The sequence below is a fragment of the Bradyrhizobium sp. UFLA03-84 genome (assembly GCF_002289535.1).
In the GTDB taxonomy this organism is placed as follows: Bacteria; Pseudomonadota; Alphaproteobacteria; order Rhizobiales; family Xanthobacteraceae; genus Bradyrhizobium; species Bradyrhizobium viridifuturi.
Genome location: NZ_NSJY01000003.1, coordinates 473646 through 496812, shown reverse-complemented (window position 1 = coordinate 496812; position 23167 = coordinate 473646). Strand labels below are relative to the sequence as shown.

The following is a 23167-nucleotide window of genomic DNA, read 5'->3' as shown; positions in this document are numbered from 1 at the left end:
AGAAAGAACTTAGACCGATGAGCGCACGCATTCTGGTAGTCGAAGACGAGGAAGCGCTGACGACGCTGTTGCGCTATAACCTCGATGCGGAAGGCTACGATGTCGAAACAGTGGGGCGCGGCGACGACGCCGACACCCGCCTGAAGGAGCGCGTTCCTGACCTCGTGGTGCTCGATTGGATGCTGCCGGGCCTGTCCGGCATCGAGCTGTGCCGTCGCTTGCGGGCGCGGCCCGAGACCAAGCAGCTTCCGATCATCATGCTGACCGCACGCGGCGAGGAGAGCGAGCGCGTGCGCGGGCTGGCCACCGGCGCCGACGACTACATCGTCAAGCCGTTCTCGGTACCGGAACTGCTGGCCCGTGTGAAGGGCCTGCTGCGCCGCGCGAGCCCGGAACGGCTTGCGACCGTGCTGACCTATGGTGACATCGAGCTCGACCGCGAGAAGCGCCGTGTGGCGCGCTCGGGTCGTCCGATCGATCTCGGCCCGACCGAATATCGCCTGCTTGAGTTCTTCCTCGAGCATCCGGGCCGCGTGTTCAGCCGCGAGCAGCTGCTCGACAGCGTCTGGGGCCGCGACATCTACATCGACGAGCGCACCGTCGACGTGCACATCGGCCGCCTGCGCAAGCTGCTCAATCCGGGCCGTGAGCAGGACCCGATCCGCACCGTGCGCGGCGCCGGCTATGCGCTCGACGACCGCTTCGCAAAGGCCGAGCCGCAGCCGTAACGGCCGCGGGGCAATCTCAAGCCACAACACGCGTCGTCCCGGCCTAGTGCGCAATTGCGCACTAGGCCGGGACGACGCCGGTGATGTAGACCTCGCCTTGTTGGCTCCATGAAGAGCTACTCGGCACAAAAAAATCCCCGCTTGCGCGGGGATTTGTTTTGCAGTCCAGGCTGGTTTCCCGAGTGCTTACTTGATCTGCGGCTTCGCCGACGGCCGGCGGCGATCGGCGGCGGGCTGGTAGGCGACGCGCGAGTGATGGGCGCAATAGGGCAGGCCGGCGAGCGCCTTGCCGCCGCAGAAGAAGAATTCCGGGCTCGAGGGATCGCCGACCGGCCAGTGGCAGGTGGCCTCGTTGAGCTCGAGCAGCGACAGCCGCTGGCTCATCGGCACCACGTTGTCGTAGGAGATCGGATCGGGCTCCATCTCGACCTCGAAGGCGTGCGCCAGCGCCGTGTTGCCGCGCGAGACCGGGCGCGCCACCCGCATCATGTGCTGGGCGGGGCGCGCCTTGCGCTGCCGCGGCGCCGCCGTCGAAGGTGCCTTGGCGCGGCCGGAGAGGCCGAGCCGATGCACTTTGCCGATCACGGCGTTTCGCGTCACATTGCCAAGTTCCGCTGCGATCTGGCTGGCCGAAAGGCCAGACTCCCAGAGCTTCTTCAGCTGCTCGACGCGATCGTCGGACCAGGTCAATACCGTCATCGCATTCTTCCTTTCGCATGGCGCCGGCCAGTCATTGGAGCGGCGCTGCGAGCCAAATCTGGACAAATATCCCTGCGGCCAGAATCCCTTAGCCCTCGCCGGGCACGGTGTTGCGCCCGAACGTTTACGCGAGACACAAAGGCTACTTAGAGGGTCCAGTACTGCCGCACGAGATGTCGTACCCGACAGGCCAAACGCTACAATATGGCGTGACTCTGGCGCAAGAGTCCGCGGCCGCGCGTCCACATGTTCCCACACAGTTAAGCATTGTAATGAGGCTTTTCCACCGCACCGGAATGCTCCGGATTGCGCTCGCTGCGCATTGCAGAAAGGCCACCAAAAGGGCGGCTCCTGGCGATTGACACGGTCCCCCCGCAGCATAGAATGTTGGCCACGTGCCGCCCGCAAAGGCGGCCGTTTTGTTTTCCGAAGCTGGCCGTTGCTGCGCTGGCGTCAAGGCGCGCGGCAATTGTCGGCCTCAAACCGGCAGTGAACGCCATGACCAACGCCTCGTCGCATCTGCTCCCCGTCTTCGCCAGGGTCGATCTCGGCTTCGAGCGCGGTGAGGGCGCCTGGCTGATCGCAACCAACGGCGACCGCTATCTCGATTTCACCTCGGGGGTTGCGGTGAACGCGCTCGGGCACGCGCATCCGCATCTGGTCAAGGCGCTGCAGGAACAGGCGACCAAACTCTGGCACATGTCGAACCTGTTCAAGAGCCCGGACGGCGAGGTGCTCGCCGCGCGGCTGTGCGAGCAGAGCTTTGCCGACTTCGTGTTCTTCTGCAATTCCGGCGCCGAGGCGATGGAGGGCGTGATCAAGCTGGTCCGCCACTATCACTTCTCCAAGGGACATCCCGAGCGCTACCGCATCATCACCTTCGAAGGCGCCTTCCATGGCCGTACGCTCGGCACGCTGGCTGCGACCGGCTCGGCGAAATATCTCGAGGGCTTCGGCCCGCCGATGGACGGCTTCGACCAGGTGCCGCATGGCGACATCGAGGCGGTGAAGAAGGCGATCGGCCCGCACACCGCCGGCATCCTGATCGAGCCGGTGCAGGGCGAGGGCGGCGTGCGCGGCGCGCCGCAGGCGTTCTTCAAGGCATTGCGCGCCCTGTGCGACGAGCATGGCCTGCTGCTGGCATTCGACGAGGTGCAGACCGGCATGGGCCGCACCGGCGAGCTGTTCGCCTACAAGCGCACCGGTGTGACGCCCGACGTGATGTCGCTGGCGAAGGCGCTCGGCGGCGGCTTCCCGATCGGCGCGGTGCTGGCGACCGCGCAGGCTGCGGCCGGCATGGCGCCGGGCTCGCACGGCTCGACCTTCGGCGGCAATCCGCTCGCGGTCGCCGCCGCCAATGCCGTGCTCGATGTGATGCTCAAGCCCGGCTTCTTCGAGCACGTGCAGAAGATGTCGCTGCTGCTCAAGCAGAAGCTCGCCTCCGTGGTCGACCGCTATCCCGGCGTGCTGTCGGAGGTGCGCGGCGAGGGCCTTCTGATCGGCGTCAAGGCCGTGGTGCCGTCGGGCGATCTGATCGCCGCGCTGCGCAACGAGAAGCTGCTCACCGTCGGTGCCGGCGACAACGTGGTGCGGTTCCTCGCGCCGTTGATCGTGACCGAGGCTGAGATCGACCAGTCGATCACCTCGCTCGAGCGCGCCTGCGCGACATTGTCCGCGGCGCAGCCGAGGAAGGCCGGATGATGAGCAAGCCGGTCCGTCACTTCCTCGACATCAACGAGTTGCCGCTCGGCGAGCTGCGCAACATGCTGTCTGCCGGCGCCGCCATGAAGGCGAAGCTGAAGGCGCATGAGAAGGCCAGGAAGCCGCTCGAGGGCAAGACGCTGGCGATGATCTTCGAGCGTCCCTCGACCCGTACCAGGGTGTCGTTCGACGTCGGCATGCGCCAGCTCGGCGGTGAATCCATCATGCTGACCGGCGCCGAGATGCAGCTCGGCCGCGGCGAGACCATCGCCGACACCGCGCGCGTGCTATCGCGCTATGTCGATGCGATCATGATCCGCATCCTCAACCATGACGCGCTGCTCGAGCTCGCCGCGCACGCCACCGTGCCGGTCATCAACGGCCTGACCCGGCGCTCGCATCCCTGCCAGGTGATGGCCGACCTCATGACCTATGAGGAAAATCGGGGTTCGATCGCGGGCAAGACCGTGGCGTGGACCGGCGACGACAACAACGTGCTGGCCTCATGGGCGCACGCCGCCGAGCGCTTCAAGTTCCAGCTCAATGTCGCGACCCCTCCGGAGCTGTCGCCGAAGAAGCCGATGCGCGACTGGATCAAGGCGACCGGCGCGCCGATCGTGCTCGGCACCGACCCGGAAGCCGCGGTGCGCGGCGCCGACTGCGTCGTCACCGACACCTGGGTGTCGATGGGCGACAAGGAGGGCGAGCACCGCCACAACGTGCTGCAGCCCTATCAGGTCAACGCCAAGCTGATGTCGCTCGCCAAGCCGGACGCGCTGTTCATGCACTGTCTGCCCGCGCATCGCGGCGAGGAGGTCACCGACGAGGTGATCGACGGGCCGCAGTCCGTGGTGTTCGACGAGGCGGAAAACCGCCTGCATGCGCAAAAGGGCATTCTGGCCTGGTGCTTTAACGAAGTCGCGTAGTTGTAAATCTGTAAGCGTTGTCGTCCCTGCGAAAGCAGGGACCCATACGCCGCGGCCCGTGGAAAGGGCACAAGGGGAGACACCTTGTGCGGCGACAAAATCCTGTGGTTATGGGTCCCGGCCTTCGCCGGGACGACGATCTCTCGCTGAGTGAACCCCTTTATTTCACGGTCCGAGACCCCAGATAGAGCGCCATGGTTTCACAATCCCCCGACATCAAAATCACGACCGAGGCGCCGGTTCGCGCGCCGTCTTCGGTGCCTGTCGACGATGCCGTGCTGGCCTTCGAGGTCGACGCGCTGGACCTGCGCGGCCGGCTGACCCGGCTCGGCCCCGCGCTCGACGAGATCCTGCACAAGCACGACTACCCGCCGGCGGTGGGCAAGCTGCTCGGCGAGGCCATCGTGCTGACCACGCTGCTCGGCTCGACAGTCAAGTTCGAGGGCCGCTTCATCCTGCAGACCCGGACCGAAGGCCCGGTGTCGCTGCTGATCGTCGATTTCCAGGCGCCCGACCGGCTGCGCGCCTATGCGCGCTACGACGCGGCGCAGCTCAAGCCTGGGCAGACGTCCGGCGAGCTGCTCGGCAAGGGCCACCTTGCGATGACGATCGACCAGGGCTCCAACACCAGCCGCTACCAGGGACTGGTCGCGCTCGACGGCGGCGGCCTCGAAGAGGCGGCCCACGAATATTTCCTGCGCTCGGAGCAGATTCCGACGCGGGTGCGGCTCGCGGTCGGCGAGGAGATGCGCGGCGGCGAGGGCGGCAAGCTGCACTGGCGCGCCGGCGGCATCCTGCTGCAATTCCTGCCCAAGGCGCCCGAGCGTGCCAAGCAGGCCGATCTGCATCCCGGCGATGCGCCCGAGGGCACGGTCACGCACTCCGTGCCGGACGATGACGCCTGGGTCGAGGGACAGTCGCTGATATCAACCGTCGAGGACGTCGAGCTGATCGATCCGGATCTCTCCGGCGAGCGGCTGCTCTACCGGCTGTTCCACGAACGCGGCGTTCGCGTCTTCACCCCGCAACCGCTGCGCGCGCAGTGCTCCTGCTCGCGCGATGCGGTGTCGTCGATGCTGAAGAGCTTTGCGCCGAACGATCGCGCCGAGATGGTCAAGGACGGCAAGGTGGTCGTGACCTGCGAGTTCTGCTCGTCGGTCTACGAGTTCACGCCGCAGGAAGCCGGCGTCGAGTAGGCGCGCTTCCCGCCACGCGCAACACTGTCATCGGGCTCGCCGAAGGCGAGATCCGGTGGCGTGGCATGACGGCAGGGATTAATTGAGCACCCTCTTCCCATCCGGGCTCGGGCTGTCCAGCGAGAATGTCGGCACGTCGATCTCGAAGCGCTCGCCGGCTTCGGTGACCATCTGGTAGCTGCCGGTCATGAAGCCGGAGGCCGTCGGCAGCGGCACGCCTGAGGTGTATTCGAAGCGTTCGCCCGGCGCCAGCACCGGCTGCTCGCCGACCACGCCCTCGCCACGCACCTCCTGACGGCGGCCGGTGGCGTCGGTGATGATCCAGTGCCGCGTCCGCAGCTGCACCGTTTCCGGGCCGGAATTGACGATCACGATCTTGTACGACCAGAAATATTCGCGCCGGTCGACCGACGAGCGCTCGGGCATGAAGTTCGGCTCGACAGTGACTTCGATCTGGCGGGTAATGGCGCGGTACATAGAGCTCAATCCGATGGTCGTGGCGCGTGATCCGCTTTCGACCGGATCACGCTCAATCAGGGCGCCATCATAGCCAATTGGTCAGCCGGAACCAATCGCCTGGCAGGCTGTGAAAACCCGGTCCCGGGGACAGTCTGTTCATCGCGCTTTCAACATAGTTCCGCTCTAAAGCGCGGCCGCATGTCGCCGCACTCTGCGCTTTGTCGGCAAGTCGCGGACCGATATTATCTTTTCAACTGGGCATGCGGGCGTCCGCGGCCGACACGGTGTTTGATGAGCTCGATTGCCGATCCCATAGCCGGTTCGCCGGTGGCTGACGCCAAGACCGAGGCAAACGCCGAGGTCAAGGCGAAAGCGCCTGCGATCACGCTGCCGGTGACCGGCGAGCGTGAGCTGCGGCTGGATCTGTTCCGCGGGCTCGCGCTGTGGCTGATCTTCATCGATCATCTGCCGACCAATCTCCTGACCTGGCTGACGATCCGCAACTACGGCTTCTCCGACGCCACCGAGATCTTCATCTTCATCTCCGGCTACACCGCGGCCTTCGTCTATGGCCGCGCCATGCTGGAGGGCGGCTTCGTGATCGCGACCGCGCGCATCCTGCGCCGGGTCTGGCAGATCTATGTCGCGCACGTCTTCCTGTTCACGATCTTCCTCGCCGAGATCTCCTATGTCGCGACCTCGTTCGAGAACCCGCTGTACAGCGAGGAAATGGGGATCATGGACTTCCTCAAGCAGCCCGACGTCACCATCGTGCAGGCGCTGCTGCTGCGCTTCCGCCCCGTCAACATGGACGTGCTGCCGCTCTATATCGTGCTGATGCTGTTCTTGCCGCTGATCCTGGGGCTGATGAAGTGGAAGCCCGATGTCACGCTTGGCCTGTCGGTGCTGCTCTACGCGCTGACCTGGCAGTTCGATCTCTATCTGTCGGCCTATCCGAACGGCTTCTGGGCGTTCAATCCGTTCGCCTGGCAATTGCTGTTCGTGTTCGGCGCCTGGTGCGCGCTCGGCGGCGCGCGGCGGATGTCGCGCATCCTGTCGTCGAATATCACGATGTGGATCTGCATCGTCTACCTCGTCGCCGCGTTCTTCGTGACGCTGACCTGGTATGTGCCGCAGCTCGGCCACATCATGCCGAAGGTGATCGAGCAGTGGATGTATCCGATCAACAAGACCGATCTCGACGTGTTGCGGTTCGCGCATTTCCTGGCGCTCGCCGCCCTCACGGTGCGCTTCCTGCCCCGGGATTGGCCGGGCTTGAAATCGCGCTGGCTGCGACCATTGATCCTGTGTGGCCAGCATTCGCTTGAGATATTCTGTCTCGGGGTCTTCCTCGCTTTTGCCGGTCACTTCGTGCTGGCCGAAGTCTCGGGTGGTGCCGCACTGCACGCCTTGATCAGCGTCTGCGGCATCCTCATCATGTGCGGCATGGCGTGGATTATTTCGTGGTACAAGCACTCCGCCGACAAAGGCGCCTCGAAAAAAGGTGCCGCCGGCAACGCCGATCTGGCGGGAGGGGGAGCATGAAGTCCGCGCGGACGATGCTGGGCCTGCTGCTGCTGGCCGCCACTTTGGCGGCCGCGCCCGCGCGCGCCGGCGACACCTCCGAGCCTGCACCACCGGCGCCGCCCTGCGACGTGCCCGGCTATCTGCTGTCGAGCGAGAGCTCGCTGCCGAAGGTCACCGACGTCATGAAGGCCAATCAGCCGCTCAACGTGCTGGTGGTGGGCAGCCGCTCCTCGACCATCCCGGGCAACGAGGCGAGCGCCTATCCGGCCACGATGCAGGCGGCGCTCAAGGAGGCGTTTCCTGCGGCAAATATCGATGTATCCGTAGAATTACAGGGAAAAAGCACCGCGGAAGAGACCGCGGGAACCCTTGTTAAGCTTGTTGAAGCAAAAAAGCCTACTTTGGTTATCTGGCAGACCGGCACGGTCGATGCTATGCGAGCGGTCGATCCCGACGACTTCCGTACCGCCATCAACGACGGCGTTGTTGCGCTGCGGGGCGCCGGGGCAGACGTGGTGTTGGTCAATCTGCAATACAGCCCGCGCACGGAGACGATGATCTCTGCACCGCCCTATCTCGACAATATCAAGGTGGTGGCGCAGCAGCACGACGTTCCGCTGTTCGACCGGTTCTCGATCATGAAGCAGTGGAGCGACGCCGGATATTTTGACCTGTTCAGCACCGCGCATGGTGTCGACCTGGCCAAGAAGGTTCATGCCTGTCTCGGCCGCGCCCTGGCGAAATTCGTGATCGATGCGGCTCATCTGGGCCCGGTGCAGCAGAATTAGAGGAAGCAGAGTTGATGCGTTTTGCGTTCCCTTTTCGCTTTCGTGCAGGGCCGAGCCTGTGCGCCGTAGCGGCGCTCCTGCTGCTCGCGCCATTGTCGGTCGCGCCGTCGCGCGCGCAGAGCGGCGGCCAGGCCGACCAGCATGCAGCGCTGTCATCGGGCGCGAAGGCCGAGGCCGCAAAGCCTGACGCGGCGAAACCCGCCACGATCGAGGCCGACGCAACCAACCAGCAGCAACCGGGTGTCGCCGTAAAGGCGCTCGACAAGATGAAGCAGGTCGCGAAGTCGGCATCCGACATCTTCCACCGCGTGCCCTGCCATCAGCCGACCGGCGTGCCGAACAGCACCGGCTCGCTGCCGCATGTCGCAGCCAAGCTCGCCGCTGGCAAGCCGGTCGTCATCATCGCGTTCGGCTCGTCCTCGACCCAGGGCTACGGGTCGTCGTCGCCGGAATTCACCTATCCGAACCGGCTCGCCGCGCAACTGCGCCGGCAATATCCCTCCGCCGACATCACCGTGCTCAACCGCGGCAAGGGCGGCGAGGACGCGCCGGAGATGATGAAGCGGCTGCAGACCGAAGTGATCGACATGCATCCGGACATGGTGATCTGGCAGGTCGGCACCAACGCGGTGCTGCGCAACCTCGATCCCGTCGAGACCGCCAAGCAGGTCGAGGACGGCGTCGCGCGCATCCAGGCCGATGGCGCCGATCTCGTGCTGGTCGATCCGCAATATTCGCCGCGCGTCACCGAGCGCCCGGAAAGCGCGCGCGGCATGGTGAAGCTGCTCGGCCGCATCGCCGCGCTGCGCCATGTCGGCATCTTCCCGCGCTTCGAGGTGATGCGCGACTGGCACGAGAAGCAGGCGATCCCGATCGACGATTTTGTCATCGCCGACGGCCTGCACATGAACGACTGGGGCTATGCCTGCTTCGCCCAGTTGCTCGGCGACGACATCATCCGCTCGGTCGGCGCCATCAAGATCGGCGTCAACGTGCCGTCTGACGTGCGGACCTACCGGCCGATGTGATCGGCCAGTCCTACCGCTTCAGCCGTCATTGCGAGCGAAGCGAAGCAATCCATCTGTCCCCTTGTGCCGATGGATGGATTGCTTCGTCGCTTCGCTCCTCGCAATGACGCCGGTGGGAGAGGTGCAGCTACCTAAAAGTGCCGCCGTCCTAGCCTTGCCCTGCTTGACCTCGCCGCGGTAATCCGCTCCCTTGGCGCCTGCTACCAAGCCTCAAGGGAAACGCTCATGTCTTTCGTGCTGGCCATCGATCAGGGCACCACTTCGTCGCGCGCCATGGTGTTTCGCGGCGACATCTCCATTGCCGCGGTCGCGCAGCAGGAGTTTCCGCAGCATTTCCCGGCCTCCGGCTGGGTCGAGCACGAGCCGGAGGACATCTGGACCTCGACCGTGATGGTGTGCCGCGAGGCGCTGGAGAAGGCCGGCCTCAAAGCCAAGGACATCGCCGCGATCGGCATCACCAACCAGCGTGAGACCACGGTGGTGTGGGACCGCGCCACCGGGCAAGCCGTGCACCGCGCCATCGTCTGGCAGGACCGCCGCACCGCCGACATCTGCGCCAAGCTGAAGGCCGAGGGCCATGAGCCTGTTATCTCGGCCAAGACCGGCCTGATCATCGACCCCTATTTCTCCGGCACCAAGGTCGCCTGGATCCTCGATCACGTGCCGGGCGCGCGCGAACGCGCCGAGCGCGGCGAGCTCTTGTTCGGCACCGTCGATTGCTATTTGCTGTGGCGGCTCACCGGCGGCCGGGTGCACGCTACAGATGCGACCAACGCCTCGCGCACGCTGCTGTTCAACATCCATACCGGCGCTTGGGATGACGATCTCATCAAGCTGTTGCGCGTGCCGCGCTCGATGCTCCCCGAGGTGAAGGATTCCTCCGCCCGGTTCGGCGAGAGCACAGCCGATCTGTTCGGCGGCCCGATCGCGATCTCCGGCATCGCCGGCGACCAGCAGGCCGCGACCATCGGCCAGGCCTGCTTCGAGCCCGGCATGATGAAGTCGACCTACGGCACCGGCTGCTTCGCGCTGCTCAACACCGGCACCACGCCGGTCGCCTCGAAGAACAAGCTGCTCACGACGATTGCCTATCAGCTCGGCGGCCAGCGTACCTACGCGCTCGAAGGCTCGATCTTCGTCGCAGGAAGTGCGGTGCAGTGGCTGCGCGACGGGCTCGGCATCATCAAGCACGCCGCCGAGACCGGGCCGCTCGCCGACAAGTCCGACTCGATGCAGAGCGTCTACCTGGTGCCGGCCTTCGTCGGCATGGGCGCGCCGTACTGGAATCCGCGCGTGCGCGGCGCGCTGTTCGGCCTGACCCGCAACACCGGCCCGGCCGAGCTCGCGCATGCGACGCTTGAGAGCGTCTGCTACCAGACCTTCGATCTGTGGGCCGCGATGCGCACCGACTGGCCGGAGGCGAATGCCGCCAACACCGTGCTGCGCGTCGACGGCGGCATGACCGCATCCGACTGGACCATGCAGCGGCTCGCCGACCTGCTCAACGCGCCGGTCGACCGCCCGATGATCCAGGAGACCACGGCGCTGGGCGCCGCCTATCTCGCCGGCCTCGAGGCCGGCGTCTATCCGGAGCCCGCAAAATTCGCCGACAATTGGCGGCTCGAGCACCGCTTCCGCCCGGCGATGAGCGAGGCCACCCGCGAGCGCAAGCTCGCCGGCTGGGCCCGCGCGGTGAAGGGCGTGCTGGCGAGCGACGAGGGGGAGTAGCGCCGGAGAAAAATTCCGGCTCAAGTCGCGTACCAAAAATAACAACCATTGGAGAACAACATGAACACGGATCTCAACCGGGTCATCAGACTACTCGCCGCCGCGCTCTGCACCGCGATGCTGACGACATCCGCCATCGCGCGCGAAAAGCCGAGCGCGCTGGTCGCGGCGCGCGAGGTCAAGACCGACGTCGCCGGGCTGAAGGCGCCGGGCCAGATCCTGGTCGACGTCTGGGGCATCCCGCACATCTATGCCGGCAACGACCACGACCTGTTCTTCCTGCAGGGCTTCAACGCGGCGCGCGACCGGCTCTGGCAGATCGACCTCTGGCGCAAGCGCGGCCTCGGCCTGCTGGCGAAAGACTTCGGCCCCGCCTATGCCGAGCAGGACAAGGCGCTGCGGCTGTTCCTCTATCGCGGCGACATGAATGCGGAATGGGCCGCCTACGGCCCGAAGGCGAAAACCTATGCCGAGGCGTTCGTCGCCGGCGTCAACGCCTATGTCGCCGACGTCAATGCGGGCAAGCGGCCGCTGCCGATCGAATTCAGGATTGCGGGGACGAAGCCGGAGCTATGGTCGGCGGAGGATGTCGTGCGCGTGCGCAGCCACGGACTGACGCGCAACGTCGCCTCCGAGGTCAAGCGTTCTCTGGTGGCCTGCGCCGCCGGCCTCGATGCCGATCGCTTCCGCGTCAAGCTGGAGCCTGAGTGGAAGACGAAGATTCCGGACGGCCTCGATCCCTGCAGCGTGCCGAAGGGCGTGCTCGCGGCCTATGACCTCGCCACGCGCCCGGTGAAGTTCGCAGCGCCCAAGGACCAGAAGGCGGCGCTGGCGCACGATCCCGACCAGTTCTTGGCCGAGGCCGATCAGCAGCGTGACACCATCGGTTCCAACAATTGGGTGATTGCGGCCTCGCGCACCGCGACCGGACGTCCGATCCTCGCCAACGATCCGCATCGCGAGCATTCGGTGCCGTCGCTGCGCTACATCGTCGCCCTCAACGCGCCCGGCATCTCGGTGATCGGCGCCGGTGAGCCGGCGCTGCCGGGCATCTCGATCGGCCACAACGACACCATCGCGTTCGGCCTCACCATCTTCAACGTCGACCAGGAAGACCTCTACGTCTACGAGCTCAACCCCGACAATCCGAACCAGTACCGCTACGGCACGGGTTGGGAGGATATGAAGATCGTGCATGAGAAGGAAGCGGTGAAGGGCGAGGCCGACCGCGACCTCGAGCTGAAGTTCAGCCGCCACGGCCCGGTGATCTTCGTCGATGCCGACAACAAGCATGCCTTCGCGGTGCGCTCGATCTGGTTCGAGCCGGGCACCTCGGCCTATTTCGGCTCGTCCGACTACATGACCGCGAAGTCGTGGAACGGCTTCCTCGGCGCGATGCGGCGCTGGGGCGCGCCGTCGGAGAACCAGGTCTATGCCGACACCTCAGGCAATATCGGCTGGGTCGCCGCCGGCAAGACGCCGCGCCGCACCAGCTTCGATGGACTGATGCCGGTGCCGGGCGACGGCCGCTACGAATGGCAGGGTTTTCTGTCGCTCGACGAATTGCCGAAGCTCTACCAGCCGAAGCAGGGCTTCATTGCCACCGCCAACCAGATGAACCTGCCGGCGGATTATCCGGTCAACGAGCGCCGGGTCGGCTTCGAATGGGCCGACAGCGCGCGCTGGCAGCGCATCACCGAGGTGCTGCAGGCCAACAACAAGGTGACGCTGGCGGATGCGATGGCGTTGCAGAACGACGACACCGGGATGCTCGCGCGGCGTCTTGTTGCGCTGCTGAAGCCGCTCACGTCAGATGATGCCAACGTCAAGAAGGGCCTCGATCTGCTCAATGCATGGGACGCGCGCGACACCGCGGACAGCGCCGCGGCTGCTGTCTATGAAGTGTGGATCGCCAACCATCTCGGCCCGGTGCTGCTCAAGACCACGGCGCCGAAGGCCGCCGGTATGATCGCGCCGGAGGCTTCCAGCATTTCCGCCATCGTCGGCTATCTCGAAAAGCCTGATGCTGCGCTCGGCAGCGATCCGGCAGCGGAGCGTGACCGCGTGCTGCGCGACAGCCTCGGCGAGGCCGTCGCCGACGTGACCGACAAGCTCGGCTCCGATGTCTCGACCTGGCGCTGGGGCCGCCTGCATGTCGCGCAGTTCAACCACGCGCTGATGCCGCTCGCCGACAAGGCGACCGCGGCGCAGATGCAGGTCGGCCCGCTCGCCTTCGGCGGCGCCGCCAACGTGCCGCGCGCCGCCACCTATCGCCGTGCCGATTATCACCTGATCTCCGGCGCCTCGTTCCGCATGGTGCTCGATGTCGGCAATTGGGATGCGAGCCGCACCATCAACACGCCAGGCCAATCCGGCGATCCCTTCAGCGGCCACTACCGCGATCTCGCCCCGCTCTGGGCCACCGGCCAATATGTCCCGCTGCTCTACAGCCGCGGCGCCGTGGAAGCCGCGACCGCGGAGGCGATCACGCTGACACCGAGGTGAGGGGGATTACGCCTCACCAGCGGCGCCACAAACTCATTGTCGTCCCGGGCAAGCGAAGCGCGACCCGGGACCCATAACCACGGGGTCGCGTTGTGGCGCGATGCTGGGGCCACAGCGCGCCACAACAACTCAACCCTGTGGTTATGGGTCCCTGCTTTCGCAGGGACGACAGCGAGTGTGTATTGGTCGCGCGCCCAAAACTCCGCCGTCGTCCTGGCGAAGTCCGGGACCCATAGCCACGAATGCCAATTGTCTTGCGATGCTGGGGCCGCAGCGTGCTTCAACCGCACAACCCTGTGATAAAGAGTCCCGGCCTGCGCCGGGACGACACTGAATGTGTGGCAAGCGCCGTGCGCTCACCCCGTCTGCTTCTCCTGCACCTCCAGCATCGCGCGCAACGTGTCGTCGCTGAGCTTGCCGTTTGGTGACGGCACGCGCCGCTCGACCGTCTCGACCGGGCGCGCATGTTGCGGGACGATCGGCGCGCTGTGCGCGCCGTTGCCGATATCCTCAGTCTCGCCAGCCGCGCCCGCCCCATAGGCGTAACCGATGCCGCGCCGGCGCCGCGTGGACTTCGGCTTCGGTGGCGGCGGCGTGTAGATGATCGGCGGCAGCGTGTGATGGCGCGACACGGTCTCTGCTCCGGTGGCCTCTGCACATCGAGCGCCTGATTCGCGCAAATCCTCACTGACAAATCGGTAACATTGTTACGCCGCGTTGCATTGCATCCGCCGCGACATGCGGATATGTCCGGCAAACAATGCAGAAAAAGGTCGCTTAATGCTGCTGCCCGATGGTTATTCCGATATCCCTCACGGCAAGATCGCGGCCGTCGTCACACATCTGGAAATGACTGCGCGCCCGCCGTTGCTCGACGATCCGCCGGGCGCGTGGCGGCTCCGCAAGGTCGATCCGCCGGCGCTCGATTGGTACCGCGATCTCTACCGCCGCATCGGCGAGGAGTGGCTGTGGTTCACCCGCACCGGCCTCGAAGACGCCGATCTCGCTTCACGGATTCATGCGCCGGGCGTTGAACTCTACGGGCTGGTCGTCGATAGCCAGGATGAAGGCCTGCTCGAACTCGATTTCAGCGTGCCCGGCGAATGCCAGCTGCTCTATTTCGGCGTCACCGCGAAATTCATCGGCACCGGGGCCGCACGCTTTCTGATGAACCGCGCGCTCGAGATCGCCTGGTCGCGCGACATCGGCCGCGTCTGGGTGCACACCTGCACCTTCGATCATCCTTCTGCGGTCGCGTTCTACCAGCGCTCCGGCTTCCGCCCGTTCCTGCGCCAGATCGAGGTGGCGGATGATCCGAGGCTCAATGGCAAATTGCCGCACGATGCGGCGAGGCATGTGCCGGTGATTGGGTAACGCTGCCAAGAACTCTGCTGTCGTCCCGGGTGAGCGTAAGCGCGACCCGGGATCCATAACCACCGAAGTGAGTTGGCCTGCAGCGCTGGGGCACCAGCTTTTGCCACGACGGAAGCCGGTGGTTATGGGTCCCTGATTCCGCAGGGACGACACTGCATATTTGGCTTGCGGGCAATGCTTCACTGGAATGACTCGGCATGTTGCAACGCAGCCCAGTCCATCTAGGATAGTGCAAAGCGCAACCTTTGACCTCGGTTTGGCCGCCGCCTCTCGAAAGCCCTGCTTTCGCGGGCAACGGCTTGCCGCGGCATGACCGACGAGATGACAGATGTTTTTGATCGGCCAGTACGACTCGCCCTTTGTCCGCCGCACCGCGATCGCACTGCGGCTCTATGGATTGCCGTTCGAGCACAAGCCGTGGTCGACCTTCGGCGATGCGGAGAAGGTTGCGGCCTACAATCCGGTGCAGCGGGTGCCGACGCTGGTGCTGGATGACGGCGAGGCGCTGATCGAGAGCGGCGCGATCCTGGATTATCTCGACGAGCTGGTCGGGCCGGAGCGCGCGATGATCGCGCGTTCGGGCATCGAGCGGCGCCGGCATCTGCGCATCATGGCGCTGGCGACCGGGCTCGCCGACAAGGCGGTGAGCCTGGTCTACGAGCGCGTGCTGCGCAAGGAGCAGCTCAAGCTGTGGGTCGAGCGTTGCGAGGGGCAGATCTCCCGCGTGCTCGCGGTTCTGGAGCAGGAGCGGACGGCGGTGCAGACGCCATATTGGCTCGGCGATCGCATCGGTCACGCCGACATCGCGGTGGCCTGCGCGCTGCGCTTCACCGGCGAGGCGCATCCGCATCTGTTCGACGCGCGCTATCCGGCGCTCAAGGCCCACGCCGAACGCTGCGAAGCGCTACCGCCGTTCCAGGAGATCGTGCAGCCGCTGGCGCCGCCGAAAGGGTAGGGCGTATATCGCCGACCTCTCTCCGCCGTCATTCCGGGGCGACGCGTAGCGTCGAGCCCGGAATCCATTCCACTGCTTGTTTTGCGGCCCAACGGATTCCGGGCTCGGCCCCTCGGGCCGCCCCGGAATGATGAAGCAATGCCGTGCTGCAAACTCAGTGTCGTCCTGGCGAAAGCCAGGACCCATTACCCCGAAGCTCAATTGTTGCGCGACGCTGTGCGGCCATCGCGTTCATCACCGCATGCGGTGATTATGGGTCCTGGCTTTCGCCAGGACGACATCGATGAACGCGGCGGCGCTGCCGGTGATCAGGCCAAGGCGACGCCACTCACCACTCCGCGCGACCCCGCAGCGCTTCGGACTACCCATTGCCGGCCCGATCTTCTATGGTGAATTGTTCGGGCCGCATGCGGTGAGCTCGATAATTCCACGATATCAAAGGCTTAAGGCTCTGATCGAAGCCTTTGGAGGGCGGTTTGACGCGGTATATTTCGACCAGGGGTGAGGCCCCGGTGCTTGGCTTCTGCGATGTGATGCTGACCGGGCTTGCCCGCGACGGCGGGCTCTACGTGCCCGAGACCTGGCCGCAGCTGTCGCATGAGACCATCGCCGGCTTCTTCGGCCGTCCCTATTGGGAGGTCGCGGTCGAGATCATCAGGCCGTTTGTCGCCGGCGAGATTTCCGATGCCGAGCTCGGTCGCATGGCGAATGAGGCCTATGCCACCTTCCGTCATCCTGCGGTGGTGCCGCTCGACCAGGCCGGGCCGAACCAGTTCCTGCTCGAGCTGTTCCACGGGCCGACCTTGGCGTTCAAGGACGTCGCGATGCAGTTGATCTCGCGGCTGATGGACCACGTGCTGGCCAAGCGCGCGCAGCGCACCACCATCGTGGTCGCAACCTCGGGCGATACCGGCGGCGCCGCGGTCGAGGCGTTTGCCAATCTCGACAATGTCGATCTCGTGGTGCTGTTCCCGAACGGCCGCATCTCCGAGGTGCAGCGCCGCATGATGACGACGACCGGCGCCGGCAACGTCCATGCGCTCGCGATCGAGGGCACGTTCGACGATTGCCAGGCGCTGGTGAAGGAGATGTTCAACAATCATCGCTTCCGCGACGCGGTGGCGCTGTCCGGCGTCAACTCGATCAACTGGGCGCGCATCGTGGCGCAGGTGGTCTATTATTTTACCTCGGCGGTGGCGCTCGGTTCGCCCGCACGCACCGTCGACTTCACGGTGCCGACCGGCAATTTCGGCGACATCTTCGCCGGCTATGTCGCCAAGCGGATGGGGCTGCCGATCCGCTGGCTGCGCATTGCCGCCAACGTCAACGACATCTTGCCGCGCACCCTGAAGACCGGGAATTACGAGGTGCGCGAGGTGCACGCCACGGCATCGCCATCGATGGACATCCAGGTGTCGTCGAATTTCGAGCGGCTGTTGTTCGAAGCGTCTGGCCGCGATGCCGATCAGGTCCGCCGCCTGATGGCTTCGCTGAAGCAGTCCGGCCGCTTCGTGCTCCCGGATGCGACGCTGGCCGCGGTGCGCCGCGATTTCGACGCCGGCCGTGCCGACGAGACCGAGACGGCAGCGGCGATCCGCGCCGCCTGGCGCGAGGCCGGCGATCTGGTCGATCCGCACACTGCGGTGGCGCTCGCGGTCGCCGACCGCGACACCTCGGATTCAGGGATACCGAACATCGTGCTGTCGACCGCGCATGCGGCCAAATTCCCCGACGCGGTCGAGGCCGCCTGCGGGGTGCGTCCGCAGCTGCCGGCCTGGCTCGGAGGGTTGATGACCAAGTCCGAACACATGACGGTCATGAAGAATGATGCCGCCGAGGTCGAGCGCTTCGTGCTGTCGGTCAGCCGTGCCGCCAAGCAGGGAGTTGCCTGATGAGCGTTGAAATCACCAAGCTGCCGAGCGGCTTGACCGTCGTCACCGACACCATGCCGCATCTGGAAACCGCGGCGCTCGGCGTCTGGGCCGGGGTCGGCGGGCGCGACGAAAAGCCGAACGAGCACGGCATCTCGCATCTGCTGGAGCACATGGCGTTCAAGGGCACCGCGCGGCGCTCCTCGCGCGAGATCGTCGAGGAGATCGAGGCGGTCGGCGGCGACCTCAACGCCGGCACCTCGACCGAGACCACCGCCTATTATGCGCGGGTGATGAAGGCCGACGTGCCGCTGGCGCTCGACGTGCTCTCCGACATCCTCGCCAATCCGTCCTTCGTGCCGGACGAGCTCGAGCGCGAGAAGAGCGTCATCGTGCAGGAGATCGGCGCGGCGCAGGATACGCCCGACGACGTCGTGTTCGAGCATCTCAACGAGCTCTGCTATCCAGACCAGCCGATGGGGCGCTCGCTGCTCGGCACCGCTAAGACGCTGAAAGCCTTCAACCGCGATACGCTGCGCGGCTACCTGTCGACGCATTACCGCGCTCCGGACATGGTGGTCGCCGCCGCCGGCGCCGTCGATCACAAGCGGGTCGTCGAGGATGTGGCGCAGAAATTCGCCAGCTTCGACCCGACCCCGGCGCCGAAACCGCAGCCGGCGATGTTCGGCAAGGGCGGCTCGAAGGTGGTGCACCGCGATCTCGAGCAGGCGCATCTGACGCTGGCGCTGGAAGGCGTGCCGCAGACCGACCTGTCGCTGTTCTCGCTGCAGGTGTTCACCAACACGCTCGGCGGCGGGATGTCGTCGCGGCTGTTCCAGGAGGTGCGCGAGAAGCGCGGGCTGTGCTACTCGATCTACACTTTCCACGCCCCCTACACCGACACCGGCTTCTTCGGCCTCTACACCGGGACCGATCCCGCCGACGCGCCGGAAATGATGGAGGTCATCGTCGACGTCATCAATGACGCCGTGGAGACCCTGACCGAAGCCGAGGTAGCGCGCGCCAAGGCGCAGATGAAGGCCGGGCTGTTGATGGCGCTGGAAAGCTGTTCATCCCGGGCCGAACAGCTGGCGCGCCATGTGCTAGCCTATGGCCGGCCGCAGACGGTGGACGAACTGGTGGCGCGGATCGATGCGGTCAGCGTCGAATCGAGCCGCAACGCCGCCCGTGCGCTGCTGTCGCGCAGCCGGCCCGCCGTTGTCGCCCTCGGCAGCGGAAGGGGTCTGGACACGGCGGTGTCTTTTGCGGAAGGATTGACGAAGTCGAAGGCAAAGACGCTGCTGCACTAAGGGGCCGCGAGGCCCGGGGCAGGGTGTCACGCCCGAATGGGCGGGGGAGTGTTGGGCCATGGCCCTGTTTCGTTTGCCGTCCGGTGGACCTGCTGCACTGATGCCGCGCGGTCACGGGCTGTTGCTGCGTGCGCCGCAAATGTCGGATTTCCCGCAATGGGCGCAATTGCGCGAGTTCAGCCGTGCCTATCTGACGCCGTGGGAGCCGATCTGGCCCTCCGACGACCTGACCCGCGCCGGCTTCCGCCGCAGGCTGCGCCGCTATTCCGAGGATATCGCCGCCGATCGCTCCTATCCGTTCATCATCTTCCGCGAATCGGATGGGGTGATGATCGGCGGGATCACGCTCGCCAATGTCCGCCGCGGTATCGTCCAGGCGGGCACGATCGGCTATTGGGTCGGGCTGCCGCACGCCCATCGCGGCTATATGACCACGGCGCTGCGGGTGCTGCTGCCCTCGCTGTTCGGCGAGCTCAATCTGCATCGTATCGAGGCGGCCTGCATTCCCTCCAATGCGTCGTCGATCCGGGTGCTGGAGAAGTGCGGCTTCACCCGCGAGGGCCTGGCGCGGCGCTATCTCTGCATCAACGGGATCTGGCAGGACCATCTGCTGTTCGGCCTGCTGCACGAGGATTTCCGCGGCTGAACCACAGGCCTGTCGGCGGGATGGCCGGCGCCGCCCGGCGCCTTCCGGATGCCGTGTTACATGCCTTTCACATGCCTTGGGTTCGCCGCCATTGACTTGCTATAACGCCCGCGAAACGGGAACTCGGTTTGGAGATTTGAGGATACTGATGGGTGACAGGGTGATCAGGTTCGTGCTCGCGGCGGCGGTATCGATCGGTCTCGGTGCCACCCTGCTGCCGGAGGCCAGCTCGGCGCAGTCGCTGAGCGACCGCTTCAAGAGCCTGTTCGGCGGCGGGTCGTCGGATTCGAAGCCGGAGACGCCGGCGGCGCCGCAGCAGCTGAACGACGCGGACGCGGAGCTGACCTGCCCGCCGGTGCAGATCCGCTCCGGGGCCTCGACCTATTCGGTGGCCGTGGACGGCAAGGAGGCGGTCGGCAACGACGTCAAGTTCCTGGCCTCGATCACGCGCACCGCGCGGCAGTGCAACCTCAATGCCGGCATGATCACCGCCAAGATCGGGATCCAGGGGCGGATCATCGTCGGTCCCCAGGGCGCTCCGCCGACCGTCCAGGTGCCGCTGCGTGTCGCCGTGGTGCTGGGCGGCGTCGGCGAGAAGACCATCGCGACCAAGGCCTACACGACCACGGTGCAGATGGACGATAGCGGCAGCGTGCCGTTCAGCCTGGTCGCCGAGGACGTCGTCTATCCGGCGCCGTCGCCGGCCGACAACGACAATTACATCTTCTATATCGGCTTCGATCCGCAGGCACTGAAGCCGGAACCGAAGCAGCGCGCGCCGCACAAGAAGAAGTAGCAGCAGCGCGTTTTCCAGCGAAGCGGATACCGGTTCGCGTAAACGCAACGCGTCAAGACAAGAGCGCCCGGCGCGGCGCGGACAGATCTGAATAAAGAAAAAGGCCGGCGCGATGATCTCGCGCCGGCCTTTTTTTGGAAGAAGGAGTTGGTATCGCGTCAGTTCAGCTTGGAGCGGACTTCGGCGATGCCCTTGCCGACGAGGTCGTCGGCAACCGAGCCCTTGACCGACTGCGACAGGATGGTCGAGGCGGCGGTCACGGCGGCGTTGGCCGCGGCGGCGCGGACATCGGCCACGGCCTGGGCCTCGGCCTGGGCGATCTTGCTCTCGGCGGTCTTGGTCCGCCGGGCGACAAAATCTTCCATCTTGGTCTTGGCTTCAGCCGCGATCCGTTCGGCTTCGGCCTTGGCGCTGGAGATGATGTCCTGGGCCTCGCGCTCGGCGCTGGCGCGGCGTGCCTTGTACTCGCCGAGCAGCTTGTTGGCTTCGTCCTTCAGACGACGGGCGTCCTCGAGCTCGGCCTTGATGCGCTCGGCACGATGATCGAGCGCCGTCAGCAGGGTGCGATGGACGCCGAGATAGCCGAACACGACCAGCAGAACGACGAAGGCGATCGCAACCCAGGTTTCCGGTTCGTAAAACATCGTCTATCCCTTCAGCGACGCGTCGACGGCGCTGTTGACCGCATTCGCGTCCGGCGTGACGCCGGCGAGTTGCTGGACGATGGCGCCGGCCGCATCCGCCGCGATGCCGCGGACGTTGCTCATGGCGTTGGTCCGGGTCGTTGCGATCTGCTTCTCGGCGTCGGCGAGCTTGGCCGCCAGCTTCTCTTCCAGCGCCTTGCGCTCGGCTTCCGAGGCCGCGTTCAGCTTCTCGCGGGTCTCGTTGCCGATCGCCTGCGCGTTGGCACGCGCATTCGCCAGCTCGGTCTCATAGGCCTTCAGCGCCGCGTCGGACTCGTCCTTCAGCTTCTGCGCCTCGGCCAGATCGCCCTCGATCTTGTTCTGACGTGCGTCGATCGTCCCGCCGACGCGCGGCAGTGCGATACGCGACACGATCAGGTAGAGCGCGACAAATGCAATCGCCAGCGACACCAGCTGCGAGGCGTAGTTGGACGAATCGAACGGCGGAAAGGCTCCGCCGTGATGTCCGCCTTCGGCCTCGGTGTGGGCGCCGGCCGCCTGGCCTTTTGCCTCGCCATGACTCTCAGCCATGGTGTTCTCCTGTTGCTGTCATGCGCGCCGCCCCTGGAACGATCCCCTGGGATGATCCCCGGGCGGCGCGAAGGAAGTGCCGCTCAGAGCGGAACGAACAGCAGAAGCAGCGCGATCAGCAGCGAGAAGATGCCGAGCGCTTCGGTCACGGCGAAGCCGAAGATCAGGTTGCCGAACTGGCCCTGAGCGGCCGAGGGGTTACGCACCGCAGCGGCGAGGTAGTTGCCGAAGATGATGCCCACGCCGACGCCCGCACCGCCCATGCCGATGCACGCGATGCCCGCGCCGATAAGTTTTGCTGCTGCCGGTTCCATTTGTAGCTCCTTGAGAAAGATAGACAGATTGGTGGGTGGAGATTCCCCGGACCGCTTAGTGTCCCGGATGAATGGCGTCGTTGAGGTAGATGCAGGTCAGGATCGCGAACACGTAGGCCTGCAGGAACGCGACCAGCAGTTCGAGCGCGTAGAGCGCGACCGTGAGCGCCAGCGGCAGCACGCCGCCGACCCAGCCGAGCGCGCCCAGCGAGAAGCCGAGCATCGCGACGAAGCCCGCGAACACCTTGAGGGCGATGTGGCCGGCCAGCATGTTGGCGAACAGACGAACGCTGTGCGAGACCGGCCGCAGGAAGAACGACAGGATCTCGATGAACATGACCAGCGGCAGGATGTAGATCGGAACGCCGTGGGGAACGAAGATGCTGAAGAACTTCAGGCCGTTCTTGTAGACGCCGTAGATCAGGACCGTGAAGAACACCAATATCGCCAGCGCAGCGGTGACGATCAGGTGGCTCGCGATCGTGAAGGTGTAGGGGATCACGCCAACCAGGTTCGAGACGCACAGGAACATGAACAGCGAGAAGATCAGCGGGAAGAACTTCATGCCTTCCGAGCCGGCCGTGCTGCGAATCGTCGAGGCGACGAACTCGTAGGAGATCTCGGCGACCGACTGCAGCCGTCCCGGAACCAGGTCGCGGCCGCTCGCCAGCATCAGCAGCGCAATCAAGAGCACCGCGACGAACATGTAGAGCGACGAATTGGTGAAGGCGATCGTGTGATTGCCGATGTGGCCGAGCGTGAAGAGGGGCTCGATATTGAACTGATGGATCGGGTCGATTTTCATCCGCGCGGCTCTTGGTCCACCGGCCGTGTCGCCGGTTATCGAATTTCAAATGTCGTGACTTCCCGCCAGCGCTCAGCGCTTGCCCGAGGCCACGCCCGCGGACCTCACCACGTTGACCACCCCGGCGACGAAGCCGAGCAGCGTTAACACGATGAAGCCGAATGGCGACGTCGACAGCAAACGGTCGAACCCCCAGCCAATCGCCGCCCCGACGGCAACGCCCGCGATCAGCTCCGACGAAAGACGAAAACCGAGCGCCATCGCCGAAGCTCTGGCCGCACTGTCCCCGCTTTCAGTACCGGATTGATCAGTCTTGCTCCTGCGGCTGTCGCGAATTTCTGACAACCGATGATCGAGACTTCCGAGCCTTGCGGAAAGCGCAGCTTCGTCAGGAGGCGATTGATCGCGACTTCCACCTGCGTCGTGGTTGGTGTTCTCAGCCATGCTGCAAACACTAACCGATGCCGCGGATGATGGAAATTGCGCCCGTCCCCGTCAAAAGCCGCGCGGACCATACTTACCGCGTCTAATCAAGTCAAGATTGCGTCGTAACCAGTTATTGCTTTGATTCTGCTGGATTTATTCTGAGATATTCAA

General features: G+C 65.3%; 23 protein-coding genes. 15 read left to right on the top strand and 8 right to left on the bottom strand.

The window, feature by feature from the left end; all coding sequences use genetic code 11:
• Positions 1–17: 17 nt before the first annotated feature.
• Entirely contained in the window at positions 18–728 is a 711-nt protein-coding gene (gene phoB / locus CK489_RS02355) for a phosphate regulon transcriptional regulator PhoB (protein ID WP_016844067.1), read from the top strand.
• Positions 729–914: 186 nt separating this feature from the next.
• Here the strand turns inward: phoB and CK489_RS02350 are convergent, their stop codons facing one another.
• The gene (locus tag CK489_RS02350; protein WP_018269585.1) at positions 915–1427 is read right to left on the bottom strand and encodes a GcrA family cell cycle regulator; all 513 of its coding nucleotides are present in this window, start codon (positions 1425–1427) and stop codon (positions 915–917) included.
• Between the two features lie 498 nt (positions 1428–1925).
• Here CK489_RS02350 and CK489_RS02345 point away from each other — a divergent pair, with 498 nt between their 5' ends.
• The 3 genes from CK489_RS02345 (at position 1926) to CK489_RS02335 (ending at position 5250) form a co-directional block, all read left to right on the top strand.
• Positions 1926–3128 (top strand): aspartate aminotransferase family protein, encoded by a 1203-nt coding sequence (locus tag CK489_RS02345; RefSeq protein WP_198960806.1) that lies wholly within the window; start codon positions 1926–1928, stop codon positions 3126–3128.
• Positions 3128–4054: an ornithine carbamoyltransferase gene (argF, locus tag CK489_RS02340; protein WP_095731199.1), complete on the top strand. Its 927-nt coding sequence runs from the start codon at positions 3128–3130 to the stop codon at positions 4052–4054. The genes CK489_RS02345 and argF overlap by 1 nt, the downstream gene beginning before the upstream one ends.
• Before the next feature lie 194 nt (positions 4055–4248).
• Complete coding sequence (locus tag CK489_RS02335) at positions 4249–5250, top strand: Hsp33 family molecular chaperone (RefSeq protein WP_050630058.1); 1002 nt, start codon at positions 4249–4251, stop codon at positions 5248–5250.
• Positions 5251–5328: 78 nt separating this feature from the next.
• Here the strand turns inward: CK489_RS02335 and apaG are convergent, their stop codons facing one another.
• Positions 5329–5727: a Co2+/Mg2+ efflux facilitator ApaG/CorD gene (gene apaG / locus CK489_RS02330; protein ID WP_050630059.1), complete on the bottom strand. Its 399-nt coding sequence runs from the start codon at positions 5725–5727 to the stop codon at positions 5329–5331.
• 273 nt (positions 5728–6000) lie between these two features.
• Here apaG and CK489_RS02325 point away from each other — a divergent pair, with 273 nt between their 5' ends.
• The 5 genes from CK489_RS02325 to CK489_RS02305 all read left to right on the top strand — a co-directional run bounded on the left by CK489_RS02325 (position 6001) and on the right by CK489_RS02305 (position 13285).
• Positions 6001–7254 (top strand): OpgC domain-containing protein, encoded by a 1254-nt coding sequence (locus CK489_RS02325; RefSeq protein ID WP_095731136.1) that lies wholly within the window; start codon positions 6001–6003, stop codon positions 7252–7254.
• The gene (locus CK489_RS02320; protein WP_095731135.1) at positions 7251–8024 is read left to right on the top strand and encodes an SGNH/GDSL hydrolase family protein; all 774 of its coding nucleotides are present in this window, start codon (positions 7251–7253) and stop codon (positions 8022–8024) included. Before CK489_RS02325 ends, CK489_RS02320 begins: the two co-directional genes overlap by 4 nt.
• 14 nt (positions 8025–8038) lie before the next feature.
• On the top strand, positions 8039–9052 hold the full coding sequence (locus CK489_RS02315; RefSeq protein ID WP_095731134.1) for an SGNH/GDSL hydrolase family protein: 1014 nt from the start codon (positions 8039–8041) through the stop codon (positions 9050–9052).
• A 225-nt stretch (positions 9053–9277) separates the two neighbouring features.
• The gene (gene glpK, locus CK489_RS02310) at positions 9278–10780 is read left to right on the top strand and encodes a glycerol kinase GlpK (RefSeq protein WP_095731133.1); all 1503 of its coding nucleotides are present in this window, start codon (positions 9278–9280) and stop codon (positions 10778–10780) included.
• A 60-nt stretch (positions 10781–10840) separates the two neighbouring features.
• Positions 10841–13285: a penicillin acylase family protein gene (locus tag CK489_RS02305; RefSeq protein ID WP_095731198.1), complete on the top strand. Its 2445-nt coding sequence runs from the start codon at positions 10841–10843 to the stop codon at positions 13283–13285.
• Between the two features lie 356 nt (positions 13286–13641).
• Here the strand turns inward: CK489_RS02305 and CK489_RS02300 are convergent, their stop codons facing one another.
• A complete protein-coding gene (locus CK489_RS02300; RefSeq protein ID WP_050630063.1) occupies positions 13642–13917 on the bottom strand; it encodes a hypothetical protein in 276 nt (91 codons plus the stop codon).
• 148 nt (positions 13918–14065) lie between these two features.
• Between CK489_RS02300 and CK489_RS02295 the strand changes: the two genes are divergently transcribed.
• The 6 genes from CK489_RS02295 (at position 14066) to CK489_RS02270 (ending at position 20237) form a co-directional block, all read left to right on the top strand.
• Positions 14066–14659 carry a GNAT family N-acetyltransferase gene (locus tag CK489_RS02295; protein ID WP_095731132.1) on the top strand — a complete coding sequence of 198 codons (594 nt, stop codon included), beginning with the start codon at positions 14066–14068 and terminating at the stop codon, positions 14657–14659.
• Between the two features lie 328 nt (positions 14660–14987).
• Positions 14988–15614, top strand: a complete 627-nt coding sequence (locus tag CK489_RS02290) for a glutathione S-transferase family protein (RefSeq protein WP_095731131.1) — start codon at positions 14988–14990, stop codon at positions 15612–15614.
• Positions 15615–16090: 476 nt separating this feature from the next.
• Positions 16091–17506, top strand: a complete 1416-nt coding sequence (thrC, locus tag CK489_RS02285; protein WP_198960805.1) for a threonine synthase — start codon at positions 16091–16093, stop codon at positions 17504–17506.
• Entirely contained in the window at positions 17506–18795 is a 1290-nt protein-coding gene (locus CK489_RS02280) for a M16 family metallopeptidase (protein ID WP_095731129.1), read from the top strand. The genes thrC and CK489_RS02280 overlap by 1 nt, the downstream gene beginning before the upstream one ends.
• Before the next feature lie 58 nt (positions 18796–18853).
• On the top strand, positions 18854–19441 hold the full coding sequence (locus CK489_RS02275) for a GNAT family N-acetyltransferase (protein WP_021076543.1): 588 nt from the start codon (positions 18854–18856) through the stop codon (positions 19439–19441).
• Positions 19442–19589: 148 nt separating this feature from the next.
• Positions 19590–20237 carry a hypothetical protein gene (locus tag CK489_RS02270; protein ID WP_095731128.1) on the top strand — a complete coding sequence of 216 codons (648 nt, stop codon included), beginning with the start codon at positions 19590–19592 and terminating at the stop codon, positions 20235–20237.
• A gap of 158 nt (positions 20238–20395) precedes the next feature.
• Here the strand turns inward: CK489_RS02270 and CK489_RS02265 are convergent, their stop codons facing one another.
• From CK489_RS02265 to CK489_RS02245, 5 genes are all read right to left on the bottom strand, one after another.
• Positions 20396–20881, bottom strand: coding sequence for a F0F1 ATP synthase subunit B family protein (locus tag CK489_RS02265; protein ID WP_095731127.1), 486 nt, complete (start codon positions 20879–20881; stop codon positions 20396–20398).
• Positions 20882–20884: 3 nt separating this feature from the next.
• Positions 20885–21451: a F0F1 ATP synthase subunit B gene (locus tag CK489_RS02260; RefSeq protein ID WP_050630068.1), complete on the bottom strand. Its 567-nt coding sequence runs from the start codon at positions 21449–21451 to the stop codon at positions 20885–20887.
• An 83-nt stretch (positions 21452–21534) separates the two neighbouring features.
• Positions 21535–21765, bottom strand: coding sequence for a F0F1 ATP synthase subunit C (locus CK489_RS02255; protein WP_016847054.1), 231 nt, complete (start codon positions 21763–21765; stop codon positions 21535–21537).
• Between the two features lie 55 nt (positions 21766–21820).
• Positions 21821–22570, bottom strand: a complete 750-nt coding sequence (locus CK489_RS02250; RefSeq protein ID WP_095731126.1) for a F0F1 ATP synthase subunit A — start codon at positions 22568–22570, stop codon at positions 21821–21823.
• Positions 22571–22642: 72 nt separating this feature from the next.
• On the bottom strand, positions 22643–23014 hold the full coding sequence (locus CK489_RS02245; RefSeq protein WP_050630070.1) for an AtpZ/AtpI family protein: 372 nt from the start codon (positions 23012–23014) through the stop codon (positions 22643–22645).
• Between the last annotated feature and the right edge of the window lie 153 nt (positions 23015–23167).

Coding starts and splice junctions, on each gene's coding strand:
- CK489_RS02325 (WP_095731136.1), top strand. CDS start 6,001: ATGAGCTCGATTGCCGATCCCATAGCCGGTTCGCCGGTGGCTGACGCC.
- CK489_RS02345 (WP_198960806.1), top strand. CDS start 1,926: ATGACCAACGCCTCGTCGCATCTGCTCCCCGTCTTCGCCAGGGTCGAT.
- CK489_RS02290 (WP_095731131.1), top strand. CDS start 14,988: ATGTTTTTGATCGGCCAGTACGACTCGCCCTTTGTCCGCCGCACCGCG.
- glpK (WP_095731133.1), top strand. CDS start 9,278: ATGTCTTTCGTGCTGGCCATCGATCAGGGCACCACTTCGTCGCGCGCC.
- apaG (WP_050630059.1), bottom strand. CDS start 5,727: ATGTACCGCGCCATTACCCGCCAGATCGAAGTCACTGTCGAGCCGAAC.
- CK489_RS02305 (WP_095731198.1), top strand. CDS start 10,841: ATGAACACGGATCTCAACCGGGTCATCAGACTACTCGCCGCCGCGCTC.
- argF (WP_095731199.1), top strand. CDS start 3,128: ATGAGCAAGCCGGTCCGTCACTTCCTCGACATCAACGAGTTGCCGCTC.
- CK489_RS02295 (WP_095731132.1), top strand. CDS start 14,066: ATGCTGCTGCCCGATGGTTATTCCGATATCCCTCACGGCAAGATCGCG.
- phoB (WP_016844067.1), top strand. CDS start 18: ATGAGCGCACGCATTCTGGTAGTCGAAGACGAGGAAGCGCTGACGACG.
- CK489_RS02350 (WP_018269585.1), bottom strand. CDS start 1,427: ATGACGGTATTGACCTGGTCCGACGATCGCGTCGAGCAGCTGAAGAAG.
- CK489_RS02280 (WP_095731129.1), top strand. CDS start 17,506: ATGAGCGTTGAAATCACCAAGCTGCCGAGCGGCTTGACCGTCGTCACC.
- CK489_RS02275 (WP_021076543.1), top strand. CDS start 18,854: ATGGCCCTGTTTCGTTTGCCGTCCGGTGGACCTGCTGCACTGATGCCG.
- CK489_RS02255 (WP_016847054.1), bottom strand. CDS start 21,765: ATGGAACCGGCAGCAGCAAAACTTATCGGCGCGGGCATCGCGTGCATC.
- CK489_RS02270 (WP_095731128.1), top strand. CDS start 19,590: ATGGGTGACAGGGTGATCAGGTTCGTGCTCGCGGCGGCGGTATCGATC.
- CK489_RS02260 (WP_050630068.1), bottom strand. CDS start 21,451: ATGGCTGAGAGTCATGGCGAGGCAAAAGGCCAGGCGGCCGGCGCCCAC.
- CK489_RS02245 (WP_050630070.1), bottom strand. CDS start 23,014: ATGGCTGAGAACACCAACCACGACGCAGGTGGAAGTCGCGATCAATCG.
- CK489_RS02320 (WP_095731135.1), top strand. CDS start 7,251: ATGAAGTCCGCGCGGACGATGCTGGGCCTGCTGCTGCTGGCCGCCACT.
- CK489_RS02265 (WP_095731127.1), bottom strand. CDS start 20,881: ATGTTTTACGAACCGGAAACCTGGGTTGCGATCGCCTTCGTCGTTCTG.
- CK489_RS02250 (WP_095731126.1), bottom strand. CDS start 22,570: ATGAAAATCGACCCGATCCATCAGTTCAATATCGAGCCCCTCTTCACG.
- CK489_RS02335 (WP_050630058.1), top strand. CDS start 4,249: ATGGTTTCACAATCCCCCGACATCAAAATCACGACCGAGGCGCCGGTT.
- CK489_RS02315 (WP_095731134.1), top strand. CDS start 8,039: ATGCGTTTTGCGTTCCCTTTTCGCTTTCGTGCAGGGCCGAGCCTGTGC.